The sequence below is a fragment of the Cellulomonas hominis genome (assembly GCF_901521055.1).
In the GTDB taxonomy this organism is placed as follows: Bacteria; Actinomycetota; Actinomycetes; order Actinomycetales; family Cellulomonadaceae; genus Cellulomonas; species Cellulomonas endometrii.
In genome coordinates this window covers 21,562-44,142 of sequence record NZ_CABEGA010000026.1, presented here as the reverse complement: position 1 = coordinate 44,142, position 22,581 = coordinate 21,562, and the positions used below count along the sequence as shown (strand labels likewise).

Below are 22,581 nucleotides of genomic sequence, written 5' to 3'. Positions count from 1 at the left end.
ATCAGGGCGATCTCCCAGCACGCGCGCCCGGAGGCACGCGGACGCCGGGACCGGTGCGTCGAGGAACCGGTCCCGGCGTGGCGACCCTGCGTGCGGCTACCGGAGCAGCCGGTCCGAGATCGCCATGGACCCGCGCAGCCGGATGTCCTGCACGGACGCCCCGACCAGCACCGGGATGGTCCCCGTCGGGGTCCGCCAGGCGTCGAGGTCGACGTCCCAGTAGGACAGCGACTCCGGGCTGAGGGTCACGGTGACCGCCTGCGTCTGCCCGGGCGCGAGCGTCACGGTGCCCCACCCGGCCAGGGATTCGGACGCGCTGCTGACCCGGCGGGTCGGCAGGTTCCCCACGTAGACCTGGACGGTCTCCGTACCGGCGACCGCCCCGGTGTTCGTGACGTCGACCGTGGCCTGGAGCTGCGTGCCCTCGCCGTCCGGGTCGGGGACGGCGGCGGTGCGCAGGTTCGCGTACGCGTACGACGTGTAGGACAGCCCGTGCCCGAACGGGTACTGCGGCTCGATGCCTTGCTCGGCGTAGCCCCGGTACCCGACGAAGATGCCCTCGCTGAACTGCTGGTCCAGCCCGTCACCCGGGTACTGCGACGCGTCGCTGACCGGGGTGGACGCCTCGTCGACGGGGATGGTGACCGGCAGCCGGCCGGACGGGTTGACGTCGCCGAACAGGATCCGCGCGATGGCGTTGCCCTGCTCCTGCCCGCCGAACCAGTTGTGCAGGACGGCCGGGACGGCACCGTCCCAGTCGGACGTCTGCACGACGCCGCCGGCCTCGAGCACGACGATCGTGCGCGGGTTGGCAGCGGCGACCTGCCGGATCAGCTCCGCCTGCCCGTTCGGCAGGTCGAGGCTCGGCTTGTCGCCGCCCTCGCTGGAGTAGTCGCGGACCACGACGACCGCCGTCTGCGCGGACCGGGCGGCCTGCGCCGCGGCCTGCACGGAGGGCGTGACGACCGGCTCCGGCGGGGTCCAGCCGAGCCGGAACGCGGCCCCGGCGTCGGTGCCCTGCGGGGAGTCGTTGGTGTACTCGGCGCGCAGGGCGTACGTCGTGCCGGCGGTCAGGTCGACCGACGCCGTGGTGACCGCGGGGTCGCCCGACGGCCCGGTCGTCAGCACCGGCTCGTCGTCCAGGTACACCGTGCTGGTGCCGTTGGTGGTGACGGCGAGCTCGTACGTCCCGGAGACCGGCGGCGTGAGCGTGCCCGTCCAGCGGATCGACGCGTTGTGCTCGTTGTCCTGCAGCGGGAAGTGCGGGGACTGCGCGTTGAAGCCCTCGAACAGGAAGAACCCGCCGAAGATGCCGGCGAACGGCTCCGTGCGGTCGACCGCCGGCATGCCGGACCGGTCGGGGGTGTCGAAGTACTCGACCCGCAGGCCCTCCCCGTCGCCCAGCGCCGACGTGAGGAAGTCGGACGGGATCGCGTCCGGCCCCGGGAGCAGCGCGGCGGACGTCACCGGGTCGGTGCCGGGCGTGTGGGTCACGGAGACCCCCGCGCCGACGCGCGCCTGGATGCCCTGCAGCGGGCTGACCGTCTGCGTCGGGATCACCTGCGAGGAGCCGCCGCCCTGCACCACCGCGTCGGCGTCCGTGCCGATGACGGCGATCGAGCCGACGGTCGCGGCCAGCGGCAGCGCGCCCGCGTCGTTCTTCAGCAGCACCGAGGCACGCTCGGACACCGAGCGGGCGAACGCGGAGTTCGCGGCCTCGGGCAGCGGTCGGACCGTCGCCGGGTTGTCCAGCAGCCCGAGCGCGACGACCGGCCGCAGGATCCGCAGCACCGCGTCGTCGATCCGCGACATCGGGACCTGGCCCGACCGGACCGCGTCGAGCAGCGGACCGCAGAAGAAGCACGTGCCGGGCCCGACCTCGGGCGTGGTGTTGCCGGGCATCTCCTGGTCCAGCCCCGCGAGGATCGCGGGGACGGTGCTGTGCGTGGCGCCGTAGTCGCTCATGACCCAGCCCTGGAACCCGAGCTGCTGCTTGAGGATCTGGTTGAGGAGCTCGTCGTTCTCGCACGCGAAGGCGCCGTTCACCTTGTTGAACGCGCACATGGCCGAGCCGGGCCGGCCGTCGCGGACGCCGATGTCGAACGGGCGGGTGTAGATCTCCTGGAGCGTCCGCTCGTCGACGACGGCGTTGCCGCCCGCCAGGCGGTTCTGCTCCTGCGTGTAGACGTTGTAGTGCTTGATGTCCGCGACCACCGGGTTGGCCTGGATGCCGCGGATCCCGGCCGCGCCGAGCGTGCCGGACAGCAGCGGGTCCTCGCCGAACGCCTCGAACGCACGCCCCGCCTGGGCCACCCGCGCGATGTCGACCGCCGGGGACAGCAGGACGTTGTGCCCGGTGCGCAGGGCCTCGTCGCCCGAGCGCCGGCCGTACTCCTGCGCCAGGGCCGTGTCCCACGTCGCGGCGAGCGCGAGCGGGGACGGCAGCTGCGTCGACTGCTGCTCGTTGACGTCGGGGTTGGCGATCCGCACGCCCGCCGGCCCGTCGGCCATGGTCAGGGCGGGGATGCCCAGGCGCTCGAGCGGCCGGTTGTAGAACCCGTAGTAGTTGTTGAGCTCCCCGTGCAGCATGTCGACCTTCTCGTCGAGGGTCATCTGCCGCACCAGCGCCCGGGCCCGCGCCGTGTCGTCGGGGGACTCGTCCCACCAGAAGTCCGTGGGGAACGAGAGCCCCTCCTGCAGGCTCTCCGTGACGGCCCTCTCGACCGCCGGGTCGTCCTCGGCCGCAGCCGCGCTGCCGATCGGGACGGTCAGCGCCAGCGCCGCGAGGACGGCGGGCACGCTCACGCGCCGGGTTCCTGGATGCATCATCGACACCCCCTGTTGCACGAGGACCCGCCGGCACCGCTCCCGACCGGCCGTCCCCGCCGGTGCTCAGTACGTCACCCGTCCCGGGGATGGTCAAGGAGTGCTTGCCCCGGCCAATGACGCCGCGCGCGCGCCGGAGCCCCCGGGCGCGACGCTGACCTCGGGACTCGCCCCGCCGCCGCCTCCGCCGTCCCGCGCAACCGCCCGGAAATCCCTCGACCCGTCCCGCGCCTCGGACGTAGCGTCGTCACCATGTGGATCTGAGCGGCCCCGAGTCCCGACGTCCCGACTCTGCCGACCCCGCGCACGCGGCGTCGGCGCCGCTGGTGGTGATCTGCGTGCCGGTACCCGGCAGCCCCGCGGACCCCGAGGTCCGCACCCCCGAGTCCCCCGTCCTCCGCGCCGTCGGCGTGTCCCGCCTGTTCGGCGACCGCCGGGTGCTCACCGACGTCAGCCTCGCCGTCGCGCCCGGGCACCGGCTCGGGGTCGTCGGCGAGAACGGCGCGGGCAAGTCGACGCTGCTCCGGCTGCTCGCCGGTGCGGACCGGCCCGACGCCGGCACCGTGCACCGGCCGGCCGACCTCGCCCACCTGCACCAGGAGCCGCCGTTCGGTCCGGACGCGACGCTCCACGACGTGGTCGAGGAGGCACTCTCGGCGGTCCGGGCCCTGGCCGACGACCTCGAGCGCGCGGCGACGGCGCTCACCGGCGACGACGGCCCGGACGGCGACGCGGCCACCCGGTACGACCTCGCCCTCGCCCGGGCGCAGGCCGCCGAGGTGTGGGACGCCGACGCGCGTGCGCAGCGCGTCCTGGCCGGCCTCGGCCTGGCGGGCGTCCACCCGGCGCGGCCGAGCGGCACCCTGTCCGGGGGTCAGCGCAGCCGCCTCGCGCTCGCGGCGGTGCTGGTCCGCAGGCCCGGTGCGGTGCTGCTCGACGAGCCGACGAACCACCTGGACGACGCCGCGGCCGAGTTCCTGGCCGCCTCGCTCGTCGAGCTCCCCGGCGCGGTGGTGCTCGCCAGCCACGACCGGGTGTTCCTGGACGAGGTCTGCACCGAGGTCCTCGACCTCGACCCGGTGCTGGGCGGGCCCCGCGTCGTGGGCGGCCGGTTCGCCGACTACCTCGACGCCCAGCGCACCGCCCGGCGGCAGTGGCAGGAGCGCTGGGAGGCCGAGCGGGAGCAGGTGGCGCTGCTGCGGGCCTCGCTGGCCGGCGACGGCACCGCCCGCGCGGTGGCTCCCGGTCGCGCCATGACGGACCGGAACAAGATGGCCTACGGCCGGTACGGCGACCGCGTGGGCCACCAGGTGGCGCACCGGGTGCGGGACGCCCGCCGGCGCCTCGCCGACCTCGAGGCCGCCCCGGTGCCCCGCCCGCCGCGCGAGCTGCGGTTCCGCGGCACCCTCACCGCCGCCGCCCGCACGGACGGGTCCGTGGTGGCGGTCCGGGGCGCCGAGGTGCCGCGGCGGCTCGTCGTGGACGCGCTCGACGTGCACCGCGACACCGCGCTGCTGGTCACCGGGCCCAACGGCTCCGGGAAGTCGACGCTGCTGCACCTGCTCGCCGGGGACCTGAGCCCGGCGCGGGGCACCGTGCACCGGGCGCGCGGTGCGCGGGTCGCGCTCCTGGAGCAGGACGTGGGGCTCGCCGACGACCCGCGCACCCCCCGCGGGGTCTACGGGCTCGTCACGGACGGCGTGCCCGACGCGGTCCCGCTGGTGGAGCTCGGGCTCGTCGCCCCGCGCGACGTGGACCGGCCGTTGCGCGAGCTGTCGGTCGGGCAGCGCCGGCGGGTCGTGCTGGCGCTCCTCGTCGCCCAGGCGCCCGACCTGCTGCTGCTCGACGAGCCGACCAACCACATCTCCCTCGCGCTCGCGGACGAGCTGGCCGACGCGCTGCGGTCCGCCCCGGGTGCCGTGGTCGTCGCGTCGCACGACCGGTGGCTGCGGCGGACGTGGCACGGGACGCGCGCGGAGGTGGTCGACGGGCGGCTCGTGTCGTAGGCCCCTCGTAGGGTGGCGGGCATGACCAGCACGGACGACGGCGCGGTGCCGCCCACGGAGGGTGAGCAGCGCGCGGCGCAGGCCCTGGAGGACGCCGGTATCGCGTACCGGATCGTGCGGCACGGGCCCGCACGGTCCCTCGCCGAGGCCGCCGCCGCCCGTGGCATCGACCCGTCAGGCATCGTCAAGACCCTGGTGGTGCGCCGCGGGGACGACGACTACCTGTTCGTGCTCGTGCCGGGGGACCGGACCATCTCGTGGCCGAAGCTGCGGACGCTGCTCGGCGTGAGCCGCATGTCGATGCCCGACGCGGCGACGGCCAAGGAGGTCACCGGCTACGAGCGGGGCACGATCACGCCCTTCGGGTCGCTGCGCGCGTGGCCGGTCGTCGCGGACTCCCGCGTCCCGGGGCGGCCCGCGTCGATCGGCGGCGGGGGGCACGGCGTCGGCGCGACGGTGGACGGGGACGACCTCGTGCGGGCGCTGGGCGCGACCGTGGCGGACGTCACCGAGCCGGTACCCGACGCCGGGGAGTGACCTCCCCGCCTGGAATGCGCCCCGCACGGTCGGGGAACGATGGCGGCGGGCGTCGCGTTGACGCAGATGAGGACGACGCCTGCGGGTGCGGGGCAGGCGCGGACGGTCCATGATCTCCGCGGCCCCACGAACGACGAAGAAGACGAGGACCGATGGACCTGACCGAGGATCCCACCCCTGTCGGGGGGATCGACGTGACCGCCGTGCACGGACGCACCGTGGTCCGGTTGTGGGGCGAGGTCGACGGCGCGCTGCGGGCCGAGGCCAGCAGCTCGATGGCGCAGGCGCTCGCGAGCACCGCGCCGATCGTGGTGGACACGACCGGGGTGACGTTCATCGACTCCTCGGGCCTGGCGTTCATCCTGCAGCTGCACCTGGCGGCGACGGAGACGGGGCAGACCCTGACGCTGCGCGACCCGCACCGCGAGGTGCTGGAGAAGCTGGACATGCTGGGCATGGCGGGGGAGCTCGAGCTGGAGCCCGAGCGCGCGATCGCCTGACCCCCGGGCCGTCCGCCGCGCGACGTGGGGGTGCCGAGACGACCACAGGCCGGCGCCACGCCGCTCGTCCACAGGTGACGCCGGCGCTGCGCGGTGATGTCGGTGCCGGCGGCTACGTTCGGGGCATGCGGCTGCTCCACACCTCCGACTGGCACCTCGGTCGCACCCTGCACGGCGTCGACCTGACGGCGCACCAGCAGACGTTCCTCGACCACCTGGTCGACGTCGTCCGTGACGAGCGGGTGGACGCGGTGCTGGTGGCGGGCGACGTCTACGACCGGGCGATCCCCCCGGTCGAGGCCGTCGCGCAGCTGTCGGACGCGCTCCGGCGGCTGGCCGAGCACGCGGTGGTCGTCGTGACGCCGGGCAACCACGACTCCGCGATCCGGCTCGGGTTCGGCGCCGACCTCATGCAGGACCGGGTGCGCGTGCTCGCCCGCCCGCAGGACGTCGGCCGGCCGGTGGTGCTGCCCGGAGCGGACGGCGAGGACGCCGACGTGCTGGTGTACGGCTTGCCCTACCTCGACCCCGACGCGGCCCGGCACACGCTCGCGGACGGCGACGAGCCGCTCGCCCGGTCGCACGCCGCCGTCCTGGGCGCGGCGATGGACCGGGTGCGGGCCGACCTCGCTGCCCGCCGGGACGCGTCGGCCGCCGCCGGACGCCCCGCGCCGCGCTCCGTCGTCCTGGCCCACGCCTTCGTCGTCGGGGGCGCCGCGACGGAGTCCGAGCGGGACATCCGCGTCGGCGGTGTGGACCACGCCCCCGCCGCGGTGTTCGACGGCGTGGACTACGTCGCGCTCGGGCACCTGCACGGCCCGCAGCGCGTGGGCGACCCCGGGGCGCCGACCGTCCTGCGGTACTCCGGGTCGCCGCTCGCGTACTCGTTCTCGGAGGCCCGGCACACGAAGTCGACCGCGCTGGTCGAGCTCGGTGCGTCGGGCCCGGCCGAGGTGCGCCTGGTGCCGGCGCCGGTGCCGCGCCGGATGACCGACCTCGCGGGCGCGCTCGACGAGCTGCTGGGAGCCGCGGGTGAGCCGCACCTGGACGACTGGGTGCGGGTCACGGTGACCGACGCGCACCGTCCCGCCGACCTGTACCGCCGCGTGCGTGCCCGGTTCCCGCACGCCCTCGTCGTGCAGCACCAGCCGCCGGTGCAGGATGCCGGCGCCCGCCCGGCCGAGGTCACCGCCGCGCGGGACCCGCTGGAGGTCGCGGCGGAGTTCGTCGCGCACGTCAGCGGCAGGCGGCCGACCGACGCGGAGACCGCGGTGCTGCGGCAGGCGTACGAGCACGTCGCCGCGGCGGAGCGGAGCGCCTGATGCGGCTGCACTCGCTCACCCTGCAGGCCGTGGGCCCGTTCGCGGGCCGGCACACCGTCGACTTCGCCGCCCTGTCCGCGGGCGGCCTCTTCCTGCTGGAGGGGCCCACCGGCGCGGGCAAGTCGACCGTCATCGACGCGATCGTGTTCGCGCTGTACGGCAAGGTGGCGTCGGCCGCGGCCAGCGAGGACCGCCTGCGCTCGGCGTTCGCCGCGGACGACACCGAGACCGTGGTGGACCTGGTGTTCGAGACCGGCTCCGGCGTCTACCGGGTCCGGCGGACGCCGGCGTACGAGCGGGCCAAGCGCCGCGGCACCGGACGCGCTCGGCAGCAGGCGACCGTGAAGCTCTGGCGGCTGACGGCAGCACCCGAGGCACCCGCGGCCGACGGCACCGAGCCGGCCGGCGAGCTGATGTCGACCCGCCTCGACGAGGCCGGTGCCGAGCTGACCCGGATCGTCGGCCTCGACCGCGCGCAGCTCACCCAGACCATGGTGCTCCCGCAGGGCGAGTTCGCCTCGTTCCTGCGCGCCGACCCCGAGCGGCGTCGCGGGCTGCTCCAGCGGATCTTCGGCACCGAGGTGTACGAGCGGGTCCAGCAGCGGCTCGACGAGATGCGGCGCGAGGCCCAGCGCGGCCTCGCCGACGCGCGCGCGGGCGTGCAGGAGTGCACCGCCCGGTTCGCCGGGGCGTCCGGTGCGGACGACCAGACCGCCGCCGCGCTGCGGGAGGCCGCCGCCGACGACCCGGCCGGGCTGGGCGCGCTCGTCGAGGCCCGCCTGGATGTGCTCCGCGCCGAGTACGGCAGGGCGCGCGCCGCCGCACGGGACGCCGCCGACCGGGCGGCTGCCGCGAGGGCCGCCTCGGACGAGGCGACGGGCCGGCTGCGGCTGGTGCGGCGCCGGGTCGCCCTCGTCGCCGAGCAGGACCGGCTGGCGGCCGGTGCGGACGCGCACGCCGCCGACGTCGCCCGGCTGGACCGCGCCCGCCGTGCCGCGGTCGTCCGCCCGGTGCTGCGCGGGCTCGACGACGCGCGCGCCGCACTCGCCGGGACGGAGAAGGAGCTGCGCGCGGCGCTCGACGCCGCACCCGCGGGCCTCGCCCCCCGGGACGTCGACGCCGCGCTGGCCGACCCGGCGCTGCCCACGGTCCTGTTCGCGGTGCGGGCGGCCAGCGCCGCCCTGGTCGCCACGCTCCGGCGGGTCGTCGACCTGGAGCAGGCCCTCGCCCGCCGGCGCGCGGACGTCGAGCGGCTGCGGGGCGTCCAGGCGGCGCGCGCCGCGACGATGGCCGAGGCCGACGAGCTGCTCGCCGCCCGCCCGGCAGCCCGCACCGCCCTTGCCGACGCCCTCGAGGCCGCGACCGACCTGGCCGCGACCGCGCCGGCACGCGCGCACGAGCTCGCCGACGCCGAGGCCGTGCTCGCCGCCGTGCGCGACCTCGCCGCGGCGCAGGACCAGCTCACCCGGGCGGAGTCCGCCCGCGGCGAGGCGGCGGCAGCGGCCGTCGCCGCCGTCCAGGAAGAGGCGCGGCTGCGCACCGCCCGCCTCGACGGCTTCGCCGGGGAGCTCGCCGCGGGCCTGACCGCCGGCGACCCCTGCCCCGTCTGCGGGGGCACCGAGCACCCGCGGCCGGCCCCGCTGCACGCGGACCACGTCGACGAGGACGACGTCGCCGCCGCGGAGGACCGCCGGCGCGCCGCGGAGGAGGCAGTGCGGGACCGCGACGCACGCGTCGTCGCCCTCACCGAGCGGTGCGCCGCGCTGCGGGAGCGCACCGGCGGGCTCGCCGCCGGGCAGGAGGACGTCGCCCGTGCCGCCGTGCAGGAGCGCCGCGCCGCGCTCGCGGAGGCGGAGACCGCCGCGACCGCCCGGGACCGGCTCCGCCGGGACCTCGCCGCGCACGACCGCGACACCGAGGAGCTGCGGGCGACCCGCGCCGCGGTCGCCGAGGAGCACGCCGCCGCCGGCCACGCCCTGGACCGTGCCGAGCAGGACCTGGCACGCGACCACGACGAGGTCGAGGCAGCCCGGGACGACCACCCCACCGTGCTCGCGCGGCAGGGTGCCGAGCAGGCGCGCGTCGACGCGGCGGACTCCGTGACCGACGCGCTCGCCCGGTACGCGCAGGCCGCGGCGTCCGTCACCGGGCGCTCCGCGGAGCTCGCGGACGTGCTGGACGAGCACGGCTTCGCCGACGAGGACGGCGCGCGCACGGCGATCGCCGAGACCGGCGACGTCGCGGCGGTCGAGCGCACCGTCGAGGCCTACCGGACGGCGGTCGCGCGGGTCGAGGACGGGCTGCGCGACCCCGAGCTCGCCGACCTCGCGGCCGCGGACCCCGACGAGCTCACCGCCCACGCCGCGGAGCTCGACGCCGAGGTGACCGAGGCGCTCGCCGCCGCCGACACCGCCGGCGCCGCCCTCGGGTCCGTGCGGGACCGGGTCGAGCGCGCGACCGAGGCCGCCGCGCACGTCACGGCGTCGGCCGGCGCCCTCGCCGCGGCGGAGGCCGACGCGGCGCCCGTGAGCCGGATGGCCCGGCTGGCCGGGGGAGCGGACGCCGACAACGCCCGCGCGCTCTCCCTGGCCACGTACGTCCTGGTCCGGCGGTTCGAGGACGTCGTGGCGGCGGCCAACGACCGGCTCCGCGTGATGTCCGACGGCCGGTACGAGCTCGAGCGGAGCGACGAGCGCGAGGACGTCAGCACCCGGCGGACCGGCCTGGCCATGCGGGTCGTCGACCACACCACCGGCTCCGCCCGCGACCCGCGCACGCTGTCGGGCGGCGAGACCTTCTACGTCTCGCTGTGCCTGGCGCTCGGCATGGCGGACGTCGTCACCGCCGAGGCGGGCGGCGTCGAGCTCGGCACCCTGTTCATCGACGAGGGGTTCGGAACGCTCGACCCGCACACGCTCGACGCGGTGCTCGCCGAGCTCGGCCGGCTGCGCGCCGGGGGCCGGGTCGTCGGCGTCGTCTCGCACGTGGACGCGCTCAAGCAGGCGGTCGCCGAGCGGATCGAGGTCCGGCGGCGGGGGGACGGGTCGAGCACCCTGACCGTCGTCGCGGGCTGACGCCGCGCGTCACCACGTCCAGCCGCGGGCGGCGAGCTCGACCTCCTCGCGCATCCGCTCCCACGGGTCGCCCTTGGCCCGCGGCAGCACCTCCACGCCGGCGAGCTTGCACGCGTCCGCCAGCAGCGCGTCGTACGCCAGCTGGCTCGCGATGATCCGCTCCGCCCGCGCCCAGGCGTGCCGGTCCTCCTCCAGCCGCTGCAGGTGGTCCGCCACGATGCCCAGCCGCATCTGCACGTGCAGCGCGTCGAACGGGTCGGGCGCCGGCGGCGCGTGGTTCCCGTGCCGGACCCGCGACGCCACCCGGTCGAGCACCCCGGCCACCCGCGCCCGGTGCCGCTCCCGGGCCGCGCGCCGCCGTGGCGACACCTCGGCGCCCGGGGCGAGTCGCAGCAGGGCGGCGAAGGTGAACGCCGGTAGCACCATCCAGATCAGCAGCGACCACGCCATCGGAGCACCTCGTGCACCACACTAGATCCGCGGTGTGACACACGCCACACTCCGGCCCGGGTCTCCGGGTCAGGGTGAGGGACCTTCGGCCCCGGGGTCGGATCAGGGACCGACCAGGGTGCTCACGGATGCCGGTGGCGTCCCGCACGGCGGGACGATCGACCGGCCACCACTCGACGCGAAGGAACAGGACACCATGACCAGCGACGACGTCACACCGATCGCCAGCGCCCGCGGCCTGGTCAAGACGTACGGCAAGGGCGACACCGCGGTGCGCGCGCTGGCGGGGGTGGACGTCGACTTCGGCCGGGGCGAGCTCACCGCGATCATGGGGCCGTCCGGGTCCGGCAAGTCGACCCTCATGCACTGCATGGCGGGCCTCGACCGCGTCGACTCGGGCTCCGTGGTCGTCGACGGGCTGCAGGTCGGGCAGATGAACGAGCGCCAGCTGACCCGCCTGCGCCGCGACCGGCTCGGGTTCGTGTTCCAGGCGTTCAACCTGGTGCCGACCCTGACGGCGCTGGAGAACATCACGCTGCCGCTCGACATCGCCCGCCGGCCCGTCGACCGCGCGCACCTGGACGCCGTCGTGCAGGCCGTGGGCCTGGCGGACCGCCTCGACCACAAGCCCGCCGAGCTGTCCGGCGGCCAGCAGCAGCGCGTCGCGTGCGCCCGGGCGCTCGTGTCCCGCCCGGCGGTCGTCTTCGCCGACGAGCCCACCGGCAACCTCGACTCCACGTCGTCGGGCGAGGTGCTCGGCTTCCTGCGCCGGTCCGTCGACGACCTCGGGCAGTCCGTCGTCATGGTCACGCACGACCCGACCGCCGCCTCCTACGCGCACCGGGTGCTGTTCCTCGCGGACGGGCGCCTGGTCGGGGAGATCACCGACCCGACCCCCGACACCGTCCTCGCGGCGCTCGCCGCCCTGCGCCCGGTCGCCGCGGCGCCGGTGGGGGCGCACGTCGCCGACGGCGCGGTCGTCTGATGGGCCGCGTGGCGCTGCGCGGGATCCGCGCGCACCTGGTCCGCTTCGTGCTGTCGCTGCTGGCCGTGGCGCTGGGCGTGGCGTTCGTCGCCGGCACCTTCTCGCTGCGGACCATGATGTCGAGCACGTTCGACGGCATCGTCGACGCCGCGGCACCGGCCGACGCCTACCTCCGGCCGCAGCCCGCGGACGGGGCCTCGATGGTGGAGGACGCCGCGGTCACCGGCACCGTCCCGCGGGAGCTGGCCGCCGAGATCGCCGACCTCGACGGGGTCGCGCACGCGATCCCCGAGGCCCAGGGGTCGATCGTCCTCGTGGGGGCGGACGGCACGGCCGTGCAGAGCACCCAGGCGCCGAGCTTCGCGTTCCCGTGGGTGCCGGACGACCCGTCGATCGACGTCGCGGAGGGCCGCGGCCCCGAGCGCGCGGGCGAGGTCGCGCTGGAGACGGCCACGCTCGAGTCGTCGGGCCTCGCGATCGGCGACACCACGACGGCCGTGCTCGCCGGCCAGGTCACCGACGTCGAGATCGTGGGCCGGATCGACCTGGGCGGCCCGATGGCCGGCGCGACGATCGTGCTGGTCGACGAGGACACCGGGTTCGACCTGTTCGCCCCGGACGGCGGCGTCGCGGACATCGCGCTGTACGCCGCGGACGGGACCACGCCCGAGCAGCTCGTCGAGCGCCTGGAGCCGTTCGCCACGGGCGACCTCCAGGCCGTCACGGGTGCAGAGCTCCGCGAGGACAACAAGGCCGCGATCGACGACATGCTGGGCTTCGTCACGACGTTCCTGCTGGTCTTCGCCGCGATCGCGCTGTTCGTCGGGGCGTTCATCATCTCCAACACCTTCGCGATGTCGGTGCGGCAGCGGATGCGGGAGTTCGCCCTGCTGCGGGCGGTCGGCGCGTCCCCGGCGCAGGTGTTCGCGTCGATCCTCGTGCAGGCGGCCGTCGTGGGGCTGCTCGGCTCCGCGATCGGGATCGCCGGCGGGCTGGGCCTCGTGCAGGGGCTCAAGGCCGTGTTCGAGGCGATGGGCATGGACCTCGCGGGTGACATCCCCGTCGACGCCGCCACCATCGGGGTCTCCCTGGTGGTCGGCACGCTCGTCAGCGTGCTGGCCGCGGCCGTGCCCGCCCGGCGCGCGGCGCTGGTCCCGCCGGTCGAGGCGATGCGGGACGACGTGACCGTGCCGGAGCGGTCCATGCGGGTCCGGGCGGTGCTCGGCCTGGTGGTCGCCGGCGCGGGCGTGGCGGGGGTGCTCGCGGCGGTGCTGAACCCGGAGGCCGAGCGCGCCGGGACCGCGCTCGGGGCGGGTGCGGCCGCCGTCCTGGTCGGGGCGCTGATGCTCGCGCCGAGCCTCGCGCGCAGCGTGATCGGTGTGCTGGCGTGGCCGTTCGTCCGCCTGATCCGGCCCGTCGGTCGCCTGGCCCGCGGGAACGTGGTCCGCAACCCGCGCCGCACGGCCAACACGGCCGGTGCGCTCATGATCGGCATGGCGCTCGTCGGCGCCGTGTCGGTGATCGCGGTGTCCGCGCAGCAGTCCGTGGCGGGCGTCGTCGAGTCGCAGACCCACGCCGACCTGGTGCTCCAGTCCGCGACCTTCCAGATCCCCGCGGGCGCCGTGGCGGACGTCGAGGCGCTCCCGGAGGTCGGGACGTCGGACGCCATCGCGTTCGCGCCGCTGTCCGTGGGCGCCGACGGGGACGACGCCGCCCTGCAGTACGTGGCCGGCGTGCCGGACGACCTGTTCGGGCGGTCCGTCGACGCCGAGACCATCGACGGCGACCTCGCCACGCTCGGCGACGGCCGGGCGGGGGTGCAGGAGGCGGCCGCCGACGCGAACGGGTGGGCGGTCGGTGACACGCTGACCGTCGCGTCGGCGACCGGGCCGCAGGACCTGACCATCGGCGCGGTGTTCTCCAGCAACGTGCTGGGATCGGCCGTGGTGGTCGCGCAGGACGTCCTCGACACGCTCGCCCCCCCGGAGCAGCAGACGGTCGACACCGTCCTGGTCAGCGCCGCGGACGGCGTCACGACCGCCGAGCTGCAGGACGACGTCACCGCGGCGGTCGCGCCCTACGTGGTCGTCTCGGTGCTCACGCAGGACGAGTTCGTGTCGAACCTCGCCGACCAGGTGAACCAGGTGCTGGTCATCCTGTACGCGCTGCTCGGGCTGTCCGTCGTCATCGCGGTGCTGGGCATCGTGAACACGCTGGCGCTGTCGGTCATCGAGCGGACCCGGGAGATCGGGCTGCTGCGGGCCGTCGGCCTCGGGCGGGTCCAGCTCGCCGGGACGGTGATGGTCGAGTCCGTGCTGACCGCGGTGTTCGGGACGGTGGTTGGGCTCGTCGTCGGGGTCGGCCTCGCCTCCGCCCTGCCGACCGTGTACGCCGAGCAGGGCCTGTCCGAGCTGGTGATCCCGTGGGGCAGCCTCGGCGGGATGCTGGCGCTCGCGGTCGTCGTCGGGGTGCTGGCCGCGCTCTGGCCGGCCACCCGGGCGGCGCGGATGCGGGTGCTGGACGCCGTCAGCTACGAGTGACGGGCGTCAGCCCCGACCCAGCACCCACCCGTCCGGGCCGGCGAGCGCGTCGGCCCGGGCGGGTCCCCACGTCCCCGGCTCGTACGGCTCGGCCTCCGGGCGGCCCGGGCCCAGCAGCGGGGCGAAGGCCGCCCACGCCGCCCGCAGACCCCCCGGCGTGGTGAAGAGCGTGCGGTCGCCGGCCAGGACGTCGTGCAGCAGCGAGGCGTACGGCGGCAGGGGCTCGCCGGGCGACACGTCGTCCAGCGCCAGCGACGCGGTACCGGTCGCCAGACGCAGGTCCGGCCCGGGCTGCTTGACGGTCGTCGTGATGTCGATCCCGCCGTCGCCCGCCAGCGAGACGCTGATCCGGCCGGGGCCGGTCGGCTCGCCGAACAGCTCGTCGGGGGTCTTCAGCACGAGCGTGACGCGCTGGCCCGACGCCGCCATCCGCTTGCCGGTCCGCAGCAGGAACGGCACGTCACGCCACCGGTCGTTGTCGATCCACAGCCGGGCCGCGACGAACGTGTCCGTCGTCGAGTCGTCCGCGATCCCGTCGATGTCCCGGTACCCCTCGAACTGGCCCAGCACCACGTCGTTCCCGGGGTCGAGCGGGCGGAAGGAGCCGATGACCTTCTCGCGGGCCGCCGCGAGGTGCGCGGCGTCCATCCGGGCCGGCGGCTCCATCGCGACCTCCGCCGCGACCTGGAACAGGTGCGTCACCAGCATGTCCAGCGCCGCGCCGGTCTCGTCGTAGAAGTCCGCACGGTCCGCGACGTCCAGCGTCTCCGGCACGTCGACCTGCACCTGGGCGACGTGCCGCCGGTTCCACACCCCGCCGAACAGCTCGTTGGCGAACCGCAGCACGTGCAGGTTCTGCGTCGCCTCCTTGCCGAGGAAGTGGTCGATCCGGAACACCTGGTCCTCGTCGAGCACCTCGTGCACCAGCGCGTCGAGCTCGTCGAACGACTCGGGGGACGTGCCGTACGGCTTCTCGTAGACGACCCGCACCCCGTCGGCCAGGTCGTGCGCGCGCAGCCCTCGCGTGGTCGGCGCGAACGCCGACGGCGGGACCGCGAGGTAGTGCACGACGGAGACCTCGCCGTCGTCGGCCGCCTCGGCGAGCTCCTGGCGCGCCGTGCCGATCGCGTCGACCAGCTCGCCCGGGTCGTCCTCGGTGAACGTCGCGGCGTACCGCAGGTGCCCGTCCAGGACGTCCGCGTGGTCCGCGTCGCCGTGCTCGGTGAGGGAGTCGCGGACCAGCTCGGCGAACTCGCCGTCGTCGACCGGCTTGCGGCCGGTGCCGATCAGCAGCCAGTGCTCCGGCAGCAGGCCGCGCCGGGCCAGCTGCGCGATGCCCGGGTAGACCATGCGCTGCGCCAGGTCCCCGCGGGCGCCGTGCAGCACCAGGAGGACGGGCCGGTCGTCGGGGGTCGTGGTGGTGGTCATCCGGCTCCGCCTCAGCGCGCCGACGGGCCGTTGGGGTGGGTCGGGCCGGTCGGGTCGGCCGGTCCCGTCGGCGGGTGGCCGGAGCCACCGGCCCGCTTCTGCTTCTCGAGGAAGTCCCGGGCCTTGCTGCTCGCCTGGTCGATCTTCCGGTCGGTCGACGCCGAGGTCCGCGTCTTGGCGACCCCCGCGGCCTTGTCGATCGCGCCCGCGATCTGGTCCTCGCGCCCGGCGACGGCCCGCTTGGCCTTGTCGACGAAGTCCCCGATGCCCATGTCCGCTCCCGTCGTCGAAAGGTCGTGTCCCGGATCGAGTCAACGTCGGGGTCCGGGGAGCCGCAACCGGTGAAGGTCCTGCGGACGCCGCGCCGTTCCGGCCCCCCGCGCTCGTCCGCCTCGTACCCTCGGGGCGTGACCCGCACCCGCACCTCCCGCCGCCGCGTCGGCTGCCTCGTCGGATCCGTCATCGCGGTCGTGGTGCTGGTAGGCGGCGCGCTGCTCGCCGACCGCGTGACGCACTCGATCGCGCAGGACGTCGCCGCGGACGCCGTCCGCTCGAAGCTCTCCGCGTCCGACCTCGACGTCAGCATCGAGGGTTTCCCGTTCCTCACGCAGGTGCTCGGCGGCACCCTCGACGACGTCCGGATGACCGCTCCCACCGCCACGGTGCAGGGGCTGTCCGTCGTCGACCTGGACGTGACCGCCACGGGCGTCGCCGTGCAGGAGCCGCGCGGCGCGGAGCACGTCGTCGCCACCGCGACGGTCCCGACCGCGGCGCTCGAGAGCCTGCTGCGCGAGCGGACCGGCTGGGACCTCACGCTCACGGTCGACGGCGAGACGCTGGTCGCGGGCGGCGCGGCGGCGGGTGTCCCCGCGTCGGTCGCGTTCACGGTGGCGCCCGCCGGCGCCGAGGGACTCACGGCCGCGGTGACCAGCGCCTCCCTCGCGGGCCTGAGCATCGACGCCTCGCTGCTCCCCGACGGCCTCGCCTCCCGCTTCACCGAGTTCGACGTCGCGGACCAGATGCCGGCCGGCGCGCAGATCACGGGAGCGACCGTCGAGGCCGACGGCCTGCACCTCGTGGTCGAGCTCGACGACGTCACCGTCGACCAGCTGTGACCGGCCTCGGCGACACGCTGCGGGCGCTGCCGGGCCAGATCTGGGACCGCGCGACGACGGTCCAGCCCGCCCCGGGCGAGGCGGTGGTGCTCGGCACCCTCGCGTTCGCCCTGGTGTGCCTGGTGGTGCCGTGGCTCTGGCACCTGTCGCGGCACGTGCTGACGATCGTGCACGAGGCGGCGCACGGCCTCGTCGCGGTGCTGTCCGGGCGACGGCTGTCCGGGATCCGCGTGCACTCCGACACCTCCGGCCTCACGGTCTCGGTCGGCAGGCCGCGTGGCCCCGGCATGGTCGCGACGGCCTTCGCCGGCTACGTCGGCCCCGCGGTGCTCGGGCTCGGTGCCGCCTGGCTGCTCGGCCGCGGGTACGCGGTGGGCCTGCTGTGGGCGCTGGTGCTCGCGCTGGCGCTGCTGCTGGTGCAGATCCGGAACTGGTACGGGCTGTGGGCGGTGCTCGTCACCGGCGTGGTCCTGGTCGGCGTGACATGGTGGGGCTCCGAACCGGTGCAGGTCGCCGTCGCGTACGCGGTCACCTGGTACCTGCTGCTCGGGTCGCCGCGCGCCGTGCTGGAGATGCAGTCCCAGCGGCGGCGGGCGCGCGGGCGGGGGACGTCGGACGCGGACATCCTCGGCCGGCTCACGCCGCTGCCCGGCGGGTTCTGGGTGTGCGCGTTCCTGCTCGTGTGCGGCGGGGCGCTGGTGCTCGGCGGCTCGTGGATCCTGGACCGGCCGCTGCTCTGACGCGACGCCGCCGCGCGCGCTGGTCACTCCGCGACGGCGCACCCGTCCAGCTGCCGGTCCATCGCGTCGTGCTCGGCCTGCGTCACCCACAGCCCGTAGGCCGCCTTCACGCGGACCTGCCGGACGACGTACGCGCACCGGTAGCCGGTGCTGGGCGGCAGCCAGGTCGCCGCGTCCCCGTCGCCCTTCGCGGAGTTCAGCGGACCGTCGACGGCGAGCAGGTTCGCGGGGTCGTTCGCGAACTGCCGGCGTTTCTCGGCGTCCCACTGCTGGGCGCCCTTCTGCCAGGCGTCGGACAGCGGCACCACGTGGTCGATCTGCACGTCGGCGCTGCGGGGCCCCCGCTCGAAGGCGATGCTCTCCCCGCTGAACGGGTCGGCGAGCGTGCCGGCCAGGACGACGCAGTCATGCGTGCCCTCCTCCAGCACCACGTCCGTGAGGTCGCGCGCGAGCACGTCGTTGCGGGTGTCGCACCCGTTGCGGTCGACGTCGGCCCACGCGGGCCCGAACTCCTCACGGGAGTACCCGGTCTTCGGCGCGCGGCCCTTCACGGGGAGGCCGTCGAGCTCCGTGCGGGCCCGGTCCAGGTCTGCCGCCGTCACCGGGAACCGTGCGGACTCGCGTGCTTGCGACCACACGGGCAGCCCGGCGCCGAGCGCCACCGACACCACGAGGACGAGCCACGCCCACCCGATCCGGCGGCCGCGGCTCCCGGTTCCGGAGGACGGACGGCGGGCGCGGGAGGTCGGGCGGATCACCGCGGAACGGTCGCACACAGCACCGACACAGCACCTCCTCCCCGCACGGCCCGGCGCGTCGCCCCGCGGCCGAGGCGCCCGCCTAGGTTGACGCGGGGAGGCGACATGACCAGCGAGCGCACCACCGCGCGGGGGAGGGCGACCGGAGTGCGTCTCCGGCGTCCGTGGGTGAGCACCGCGGTGGCGGGCGGGCTCGTGGTGGTGGCGGGGCTCGCGTCCGCGCGTTCCGGGTCCGGCCCGGTCGGGGACGCCCTGGGGGACGCGCTGTACGCGGCGCTGGTGCTGCTGCTGGTCCGGCTGGCGTGGCCCGCGCTGCGACGCCGCTCGCAGGCGGCCATCGCGATCGGCCTGTGCTGGGCGGTCGAGGCGGCGCAGGCGACCGGGGGACCGGCCGCCGCCGTCCAGGCGTGGGCGCCGCTGCGGTACCTGCTCGGCACGACGTTCGTGGCGACCGACCTGCTCTGGTACGCCGTGGGGGTGCTGACCACGTCCGGACTCGTCACGCTCGCCTCCCGCTGCTGGGGCGGCACCCGGCGTGCCGCCCGCGCCTGAGCCTGTCGGCACCGGCCGGCCGCCGCCCCGCGTGACGTCATGGCCTGGGGACGACGCACCCGTCTCCCAGCTGGGGACGGCTCGGTGCCGCGGGGACGTGCGGGTCGCCGGGCGCCCGCACCCGACCTGGCGCCACACTGGGCCCGTGGTGCGCGAGCTCGTCGTCCTCGGGACGGCCTCCCAGGTGCCGACCCGGTCGCGCAACCACAACGGCTACCTGCTCCGCTGGGACGGGGAGGGCCTGCTGTTCGACCCGGGGGAGGGCACGCAGCGCCAGATGACGTTCGCGGGCGTGGCGCCGAGCGGGATCACGCGGATCTGCCTCACGCACGTGCACGGCGACCACTGCTACGGCCTGCCGGGTGTGCTGTCGCGGATGGTGCTGGACGGGGTGCAGCACCCCGTGGACCTGCACTACCCGGCGGAGGGCGAGTCCGTCGTCCGGGCGCTCGTCGGGCTGGCGACGCCGGGGCTGGACCTGCGGCTGCACCCGCACGCCGAGCCCGGGCCGGTCGCGGACGGCCTGGTCGTGGAGCCGCTGCGGCACCGCGTCGCCGCGTTCGGCTACCGGCTGGTCGAGCCGGACGGGCGCACGCTGCTGCCGGACCGGTTGGCTGCGGCGGGGATCACCGGCCCGGCGGTCGGAGAGCTGCAGCGGTCCGGGCGGTCCGGGCGGGTGCGGCTCGAGGACGTGAGCGTCCCCCGCCGCGGGCAGCGGGTGGCCGTCGTCATGGACACGGCGCCGTGCGCGGGGGCGGAGGCGCTCGCGGACGGGGTGGACCTGCTGCTGGCGGAGTGCACGTTCGCCGACGAGGACGCGGCGCTGGCGGCGGAGTACCTGCACCTGACGGCGGGCCAGGCGGGCGCGCTGGCGGCGGGCGCCGGCGCCCGGGCGCTGGTGCTCACCCACTTCTCGGGCCGGTACGAGGACCTGGAGCCCCTGGCGGCGCAGGCCCGGGCGACCGCGGGCGCGGCGACCGTGCGGCTTGCGCGCGACCTCGACCGGATCGGGCTGCCGCGGCGGCGCCCGGCGACCTGAGCCGTCAGTCCTTGCGCGGCGCGACGCCCCGCACGGAGTCCGCCGGGAACCGGCGACGCGCCTCGGCCTGCTTGTCCAGCGTCGCCTGCAGCACGTCCACACCCAGGACGTCCGCGAGCCGCAGCAGGTAGACGAGCACGTCGGCGATCTCCTCGCCCGCGCGGCGGTGCCGGTCGGGGTCCGCGAAGTGCTGGACGGCGTCGCCCGCGGGCAGCCACTGCACGAGCTCGGCGAGCTCCCCGACCTCCCCGACGAGCGCCAGGACGAGGGACTTCGGGTCGTGGAACTGCTCCCAGTCGCGCTCCTGGCTGAACTCGCGGATCAGGGCGGTGAGGCGCGCGAGGTCACCGGGCCCGGGGAACTGGTCGGTCATCGGCCCAGCGTGGCACGTGCCGCCTCACCGCAGCAGCCACGTGGGGGACCGCAGGTACTGCTCGGCGACCAGGACGGTCCCGGCCGGCTGCTCGGCCCGGAGCGCGCCGGACGGCCCGCCGCGGGGGTCGGTGACGGTCCGCCCGAGCAGCTGCAGCCGCCGGAGCATCGACAGCGCGCAGGCCGTGCGCGCGTCGTGGCTGGTCAGCGGGCGCACGTCCTGGTAGCCGGCGACCCACGCCTGGGCCCGCGCGGGCGCGTCGGGCAGGTGCTCGACGTACGACAGGTGCGCGGCGAGGTCGAGCACGAACCAGGAGAACCCGGAGTCGTCGAAGTCGATGATCGTGAGCGCGTCGCCGTCGAGCAGCAGGTTCCCCGGCCGCAGGTCCGCGTGCACCAGGCCCCACGCGTCGGGCGCGCGGGAGGCGTCGTGCAAGGCGTCGAGGGCGGCGTCCCGTGCCCGGCGCAGCAGCGCGAGGTCCGCCGGCGGCAGGCAGGCGGCCTCCCACGGACCCCACCGGCTGTCGGGCCCGACCAGGTCGGCGGGCTCCCACGTGGGCCGGACGAAGTCGCGGGGCCGGTGGAAGCCGAGCGCGTGCTCGTGCAGCAGGGCGGCGGTGGTGCCGACCCGCCGGTGCCACGCGGCGGGGTCCGCGGCGCCCGGCAGGACGTCGTCGAGCGGCTGCCCCGGGACGTAGGCCCAGGTGAGGCACACCCAGTGCCGCTCGTCGGCGCCGGCGACCATCGCCACGGCCCGGCCGTCGACCGGCGCCACGGTGGTCGGGACGCGGACCGTGCCCGACGCGGCGAGCGCGGCCATCCACGCCACCTCGGACTCCACCGACGCGGTGTCCTCCATGTAGGCGGGGCGCGCGACCCGGGTCACCGCGACGGTCGTCCCGTCGACCGCCACCCGGAACGTCGCGTTGTGGGACAGCGCCATCAGGTCGATCGTCGTCCGTGCCGGCTCCCAGCCCCAGGCCGCGCACAGCGCCGCGTGCAGCCACCAGGGTGCCGGGGCGCCGACCGGCAGCCGGCCGGACGGCGGGTCCGGGTCCGCGAGACCGGTGCTCCCGGTCGGGTCGTCGGTCGTCACAGGTGCCCCCCGGGGTGTCGCGTCGCTGCCGGACCGTCGGCCCGAGCCGAGTCTCGGCGGGCGCCGTCGTCGGCCACAAGGACGCCGGACGGGAGTTCACGCAGGTGTTACCCCGGGCGGCGGAGGCTACGTCGCGGAAACACGCCCGTGCCCTGCCGGCCGCGCGCGTCGCCCCCGGCCCGCGCTGTCGAGTGGAGCGTTCGACCCGACACGCCGGGTGCGTGTCGGCCCGGACGCTCCACTCGGCGCCGGCCCGGCGCCCGCTCGGCACCCGCCCGCTACGCGCCCAGCGCGCCCGTGACGTACGCGACGGCCTCCGCGTGCTCCTCGGGGCCGCCGGACTCGTGGCCGTTCCAGCGCCACGTCCGGAGCTCCTTCGGCCCGGCCCAGGCGTGGTGGGCGGCGACCACGGTGGACGGCGGCACGATCGTGTCCATGAGCGCGACCGTGAACCGGGCGGGTGCGGTGCCGCGGCGGGCGAACGCCACCCCGTCGACGTAGGACAGCGTGCGCAGCACCTGCTCCTCGTGGCTGCGGTGGACGGCGAGGTACTCCCGGACCTCCGCGAACGGGTGGCTGTCGGTGATCCCGATGGCGCGGGCGACGTCGCACAGGAACGGCACGTCGGCGACCACGGCGGTGACGTCGGCGAGCGCACCGGCCGCGATGGCCAGCGCCCCGCCCTGGCTTCCCCCGACGACGGCCACGCGCCCCGGGTCCACGCCGGGCAGCGCGCGTCCCGCGTCGACCGCCAGCACCGCGTCCGTGATGAGCCGCGTGTAGTAGTAGGTCTCCGGGGCGCCGATGCCGCGCGTCATCACCCCGGGCGCCTGGGGACCGGTGCCCCACGGGTCGGGGGTGTCGCCGGTGCTCCAGCCGGACCCCTGCCCGCGGGTGTCCATGTACAGGTGCGCGAAGCCGGCCGACGCCCAGCCGAGGTTGTCCAGGACGTGACCGCGGCCGCCCCCGTACCCGACGTACTGCACGACGAGGGGCAGGTCGGCCGCGACGCCCGCCGGCCGCCGGTACCAGGCCCGTACGGGGTCGCCGCGGTAGCCGGGGAACGTCACGTCGAACGTGTCGATCGTCCGCAGCGGCGTCGGGACGGGGCGCACGTCGACGGCGGTGGCCGCGGCGCGCGACGTCGCGAGCGTCCCGCGCCAGAACGCGTCGAAGTCCTCGGGGTCGACGAGGGCGCTGCGGTGGGACCAGAGCGCGGGCTCGGGCAGGTCGACGTACAC

19 protein-coding genes are annotated in these 22,581 nt (G+C 76.1%); 11 read left to right on the top strand and 8 right to left on the bottom strand.

What is annotated here, in order from left to right:
• Positions 1 to 96: 96 nt before the first annotated feature.
• On the bottom strand, positions 97 to 2,805 hold the full coding sequence (locus KJP73_RS07480) for a beta-glucosidase (RefSeq protein WP_249669190.1): 2,709 nt from the start codon (positions 2,803 to 2,805) through the stop codon (positions 97 to 99).
• 359 nt (positions 2,806 to 3,164) lie between these two features.
• Here KJP73_RS07480 and KJP73_RS07475 point away from each other — a divergent pair, with 359 nt between their 5' ends.
• The 5 genes from KJP73_RS07475 (at position 3,165) to KJP73_RS07455 (ending at position 10,265) form a co-directional block, all read left to right on the top strand.
• Positions 3,165 to 4,832, top strand: a complete 1,668-nt coding sequence (locus KJP73_RS07475) for an ABC-F family ATP-binding cassette domain-containing protein (RefSeq protein WP_213282170.1) — start codon at positions 3,165 to 3,167, stop codon at positions 4,830 to 4,832.
• A gap of 21 nt (positions 4,833 to 4,853) precedes the next feature.
• Positions 4,854 to 5,369 (top strand): aminoacyl-tRNA deacylase, encoded by a 516-nt coding sequence (locus KJP73_RS07470; protein WP_213282169.1) that lies wholly within the window; start codon positions 4,854 to 4,856, stop codon positions 5,367 to 5,369.
• Positions 5,370 to 5,521: 152 nt separating this feature from the next.
• Entirely contained in the window at positions 5,522 to 5,869 is a 348-nt protein-coding gene (locus KJP73_RS07465) for an STAS domain-containing protein (RefSeq protein ID WP_213282168.1), read from the top strand.
• Positions 5,870 to 5,994: 125 nt separating this feature from the next.
• On the top strand, positions 5,995 to 7,191 hold the full coding sequence (locus tag KJP73_RS07460) for an exonuclease SbcCD subunit D (protein WP_213282167.1): 1,197 nt from the start codon (positions 5,995 to 5,997) through the stop codon (positions 7,189 to 7,191).
• Positions 7,191 to 10,265 carry an AAA family ATPase gene (locus KJP73_RS07455; protein WP_213282166.1) on the top strand — a complete coding sequence of 1,025 codons (3,075 nt, stop codon included), beginning with the start codon at positions 7,191 to 7,193 and terminating at the stop codon, positions 10,263 to 10,265. Before KJP73_RS07460 ends, KJP73_RS07455 begins: the two co-directional genes overlap by 1 nt.
• 9 nt (positions 10,266 to 10,274) lie before the next feature.
• Here the strand turns inward: KJP73_RS07455 and KJP73_RS07450 are convergent, their stop codons facing one another.
• Positions 10,275 to 10,715, bottom strand: a complete 441-nt coding sequence (locus tag KJP73_RS07450) for a hypothetical protein (protein ID WP_213282165.1) — start codon at positions 10,713 to 10,715, stop codon at positions 10,275 to 10,277.
• 196 nt (positions 10,716 to 10,911) lie between these two features.
• Between KJP73_RS07450 and KJP73_RS07445 the strand changes: the two genes are divergently transcribed.
• Both KJP73_RS07445 and KJP73_RS07440 read left to right on the top strand, forming a co-directional pair.
• On the top strand, positions 10,912 to 11,700 hold the full coding sequence (locus KJP73_RS07445) for an ABC transporter ATP-binding protein (protein ID WP_213282164.1): 789 nt from the start codon (positions 10,912 to 10,914) through the stop codon (positions 11,698 to 11,700).
• Positions 11,700 to 14,240 (top strand): ABC transporter permease, encoded by a 2,541-nt coding sequence (locus tag KJP73_RS07440; RefSeq protein ID WP_213282163.1) that lies wholly within the window; start codon positions 11,700 to 11,702, stop codon positions 14,238 to 14,240. Before KJP73_RS07445 ends, KJP73_RS07440 begins: the two co-directional genes overlap by 1 nt.
• 6 nt (positions 14,241 to 14,246) lie before the next feature.
• On the opposite strand, the gene KJP73_RS07435 is transcribed toward KJP73_RS07440, so the two are convergent.
• Positions 14,247 to 15,668 carry a glucose-6-phosphate dehydrogenase gene (locus KJP73_RS07435; protein WP_213282162.1) on the bottom strand — a complete coding sequence of 474 codons (1,422 nt, stop codon included), beginning with the start codon at positions 15,666 to 15,668 and terminating at the stop codon, positions 14,247 to 14,249.
• An 11-nt stretch (positions 15,669 to 15,679) separates the two neighbouring features.
• The gene (locus KJP73_RS07430; protein WP_213282161.1) at positions 15,680 to 15,940 is read right to left on the bottom strand and encodes an antitoxin; all 261 of its coding nucleotides are present in this window, start codon (positions 15,938 to 15,940) and stop codon (positions 15,680 to 15,682) included.
• Between the two features lie 135 nt (positions 15,941 to 16,075).
• Between KJP73_RS07430 and KJP73_RS07425 the strand changes: the two genes are divergently transcribed.
• Positions 16,076 to 16,783: an LmeA family phospholipid-binding protein gene (locus tag KJP73_RS07425; RefSeq protein WP_213282160.1), complete on the top strand. Its 708-nt coding sequence runs from the start codon at positions 16,076 to 16,078 to the stop codon at positions 16,781 to 16,783.
• A complete protein-coding gene (locus KJP73_RS07420; protein WP_213282159.1) occupies positions 16,780 to 17,523 on the top strand; it encodes a M50 family metallopeptidase in 744 nt (247 codons plus the stop codon). The genes KJP73_RS07425 and KJP73_RS07420 overlap by 4 nt, the downstream gene beginning before the upstream one ends.
• A gap of 23 nt (positions 17,524 to 17,546) precedes the next feature.
• Here KJP73_RS07420 and KJP73_RS07415 read toward each other — a convergent pair whose 3' ends face one another.
• Entirely contained in the window at positions 17,547 to 18,281 is a 735-nt protein-coding gene (locus tag KJP73_RS07415) for an HNH endonuclease family protein (RefSeq protein WP_249669189.1), read from the bottom strand.
• Between the two features lie 168 nt (positions 18,282 to 18,449).
• Here KJP73_RS07415 and KJP73_RS07410 point away from each other — a divergent pair, with 168 nt between their 5' ends.
• Positions 18,450 to 18,833, top strand: a complete 384-nt coding sequence (locus KJP73_RS07410) for a DUF2809 domain-containing protein (RefSeq protein WP_213282157.1) — start codon at positions 18,450 to 18,452, stop codon at positions 18,831 to 18,833.
• Between the two features lie 148 nt (positions 18,834 to 18,981).
• Entirely contained in the window at positions 18,982 to 19,872 is an 891-nt protein-coding gene (locus KJP73_RS07405) for a ribonuclease Z (RefSeq protein ID WP_213282183.1), read from the top strand.
• 4 nt (positions 19,873 to 19,876) lie between these two features.
• Here KJP73_RS07405 and KJP73_RS07400 read toward each other — a convergent pair whose 3' ends face one another.
• The 3 genes from KJP73_RS07400 to KJP73_RS07390 form a co-directional block, all read right to left on the bottom strand.
• Positions 19,877 to 20,245: a nucleotide pyrophosphohydrolase gene (locus tag KJP73_RS07400; RefSeq protein WP_213282156.1), complete on the bottom strand. Its 369-nt coding sequence runs from the start codon at positions 20,243 to 20,245 to the stop codon at positions 19,877 to 19,879.
• 24 nt (positions 20,246 to 20,269) lie between these two features.
• Positions 20,270 to 21,340, bottom strand: a complete 1,071-nt coding sequence (locus KJP73_RS07395) for a phosphotransferase enzyme family protein (protein ID WP_213282155.1) — start codon at positions 21,338 to 21,340, stop codon at positions 20,270 to 20,272.
• 278 nt (positions 21,341 to 21,618) lie between these two features.
• Positions 21,619 to 22,581: an acetylxylan esterase gene (locus KJP73_RS07390; RefSeq protein WP_213282154.1), complete on the bottom strand. Its 963-nt coding sequence runs from the start codon at positions 22,579 to 22,581 to the stop codon at positions 21,619 to 21,621.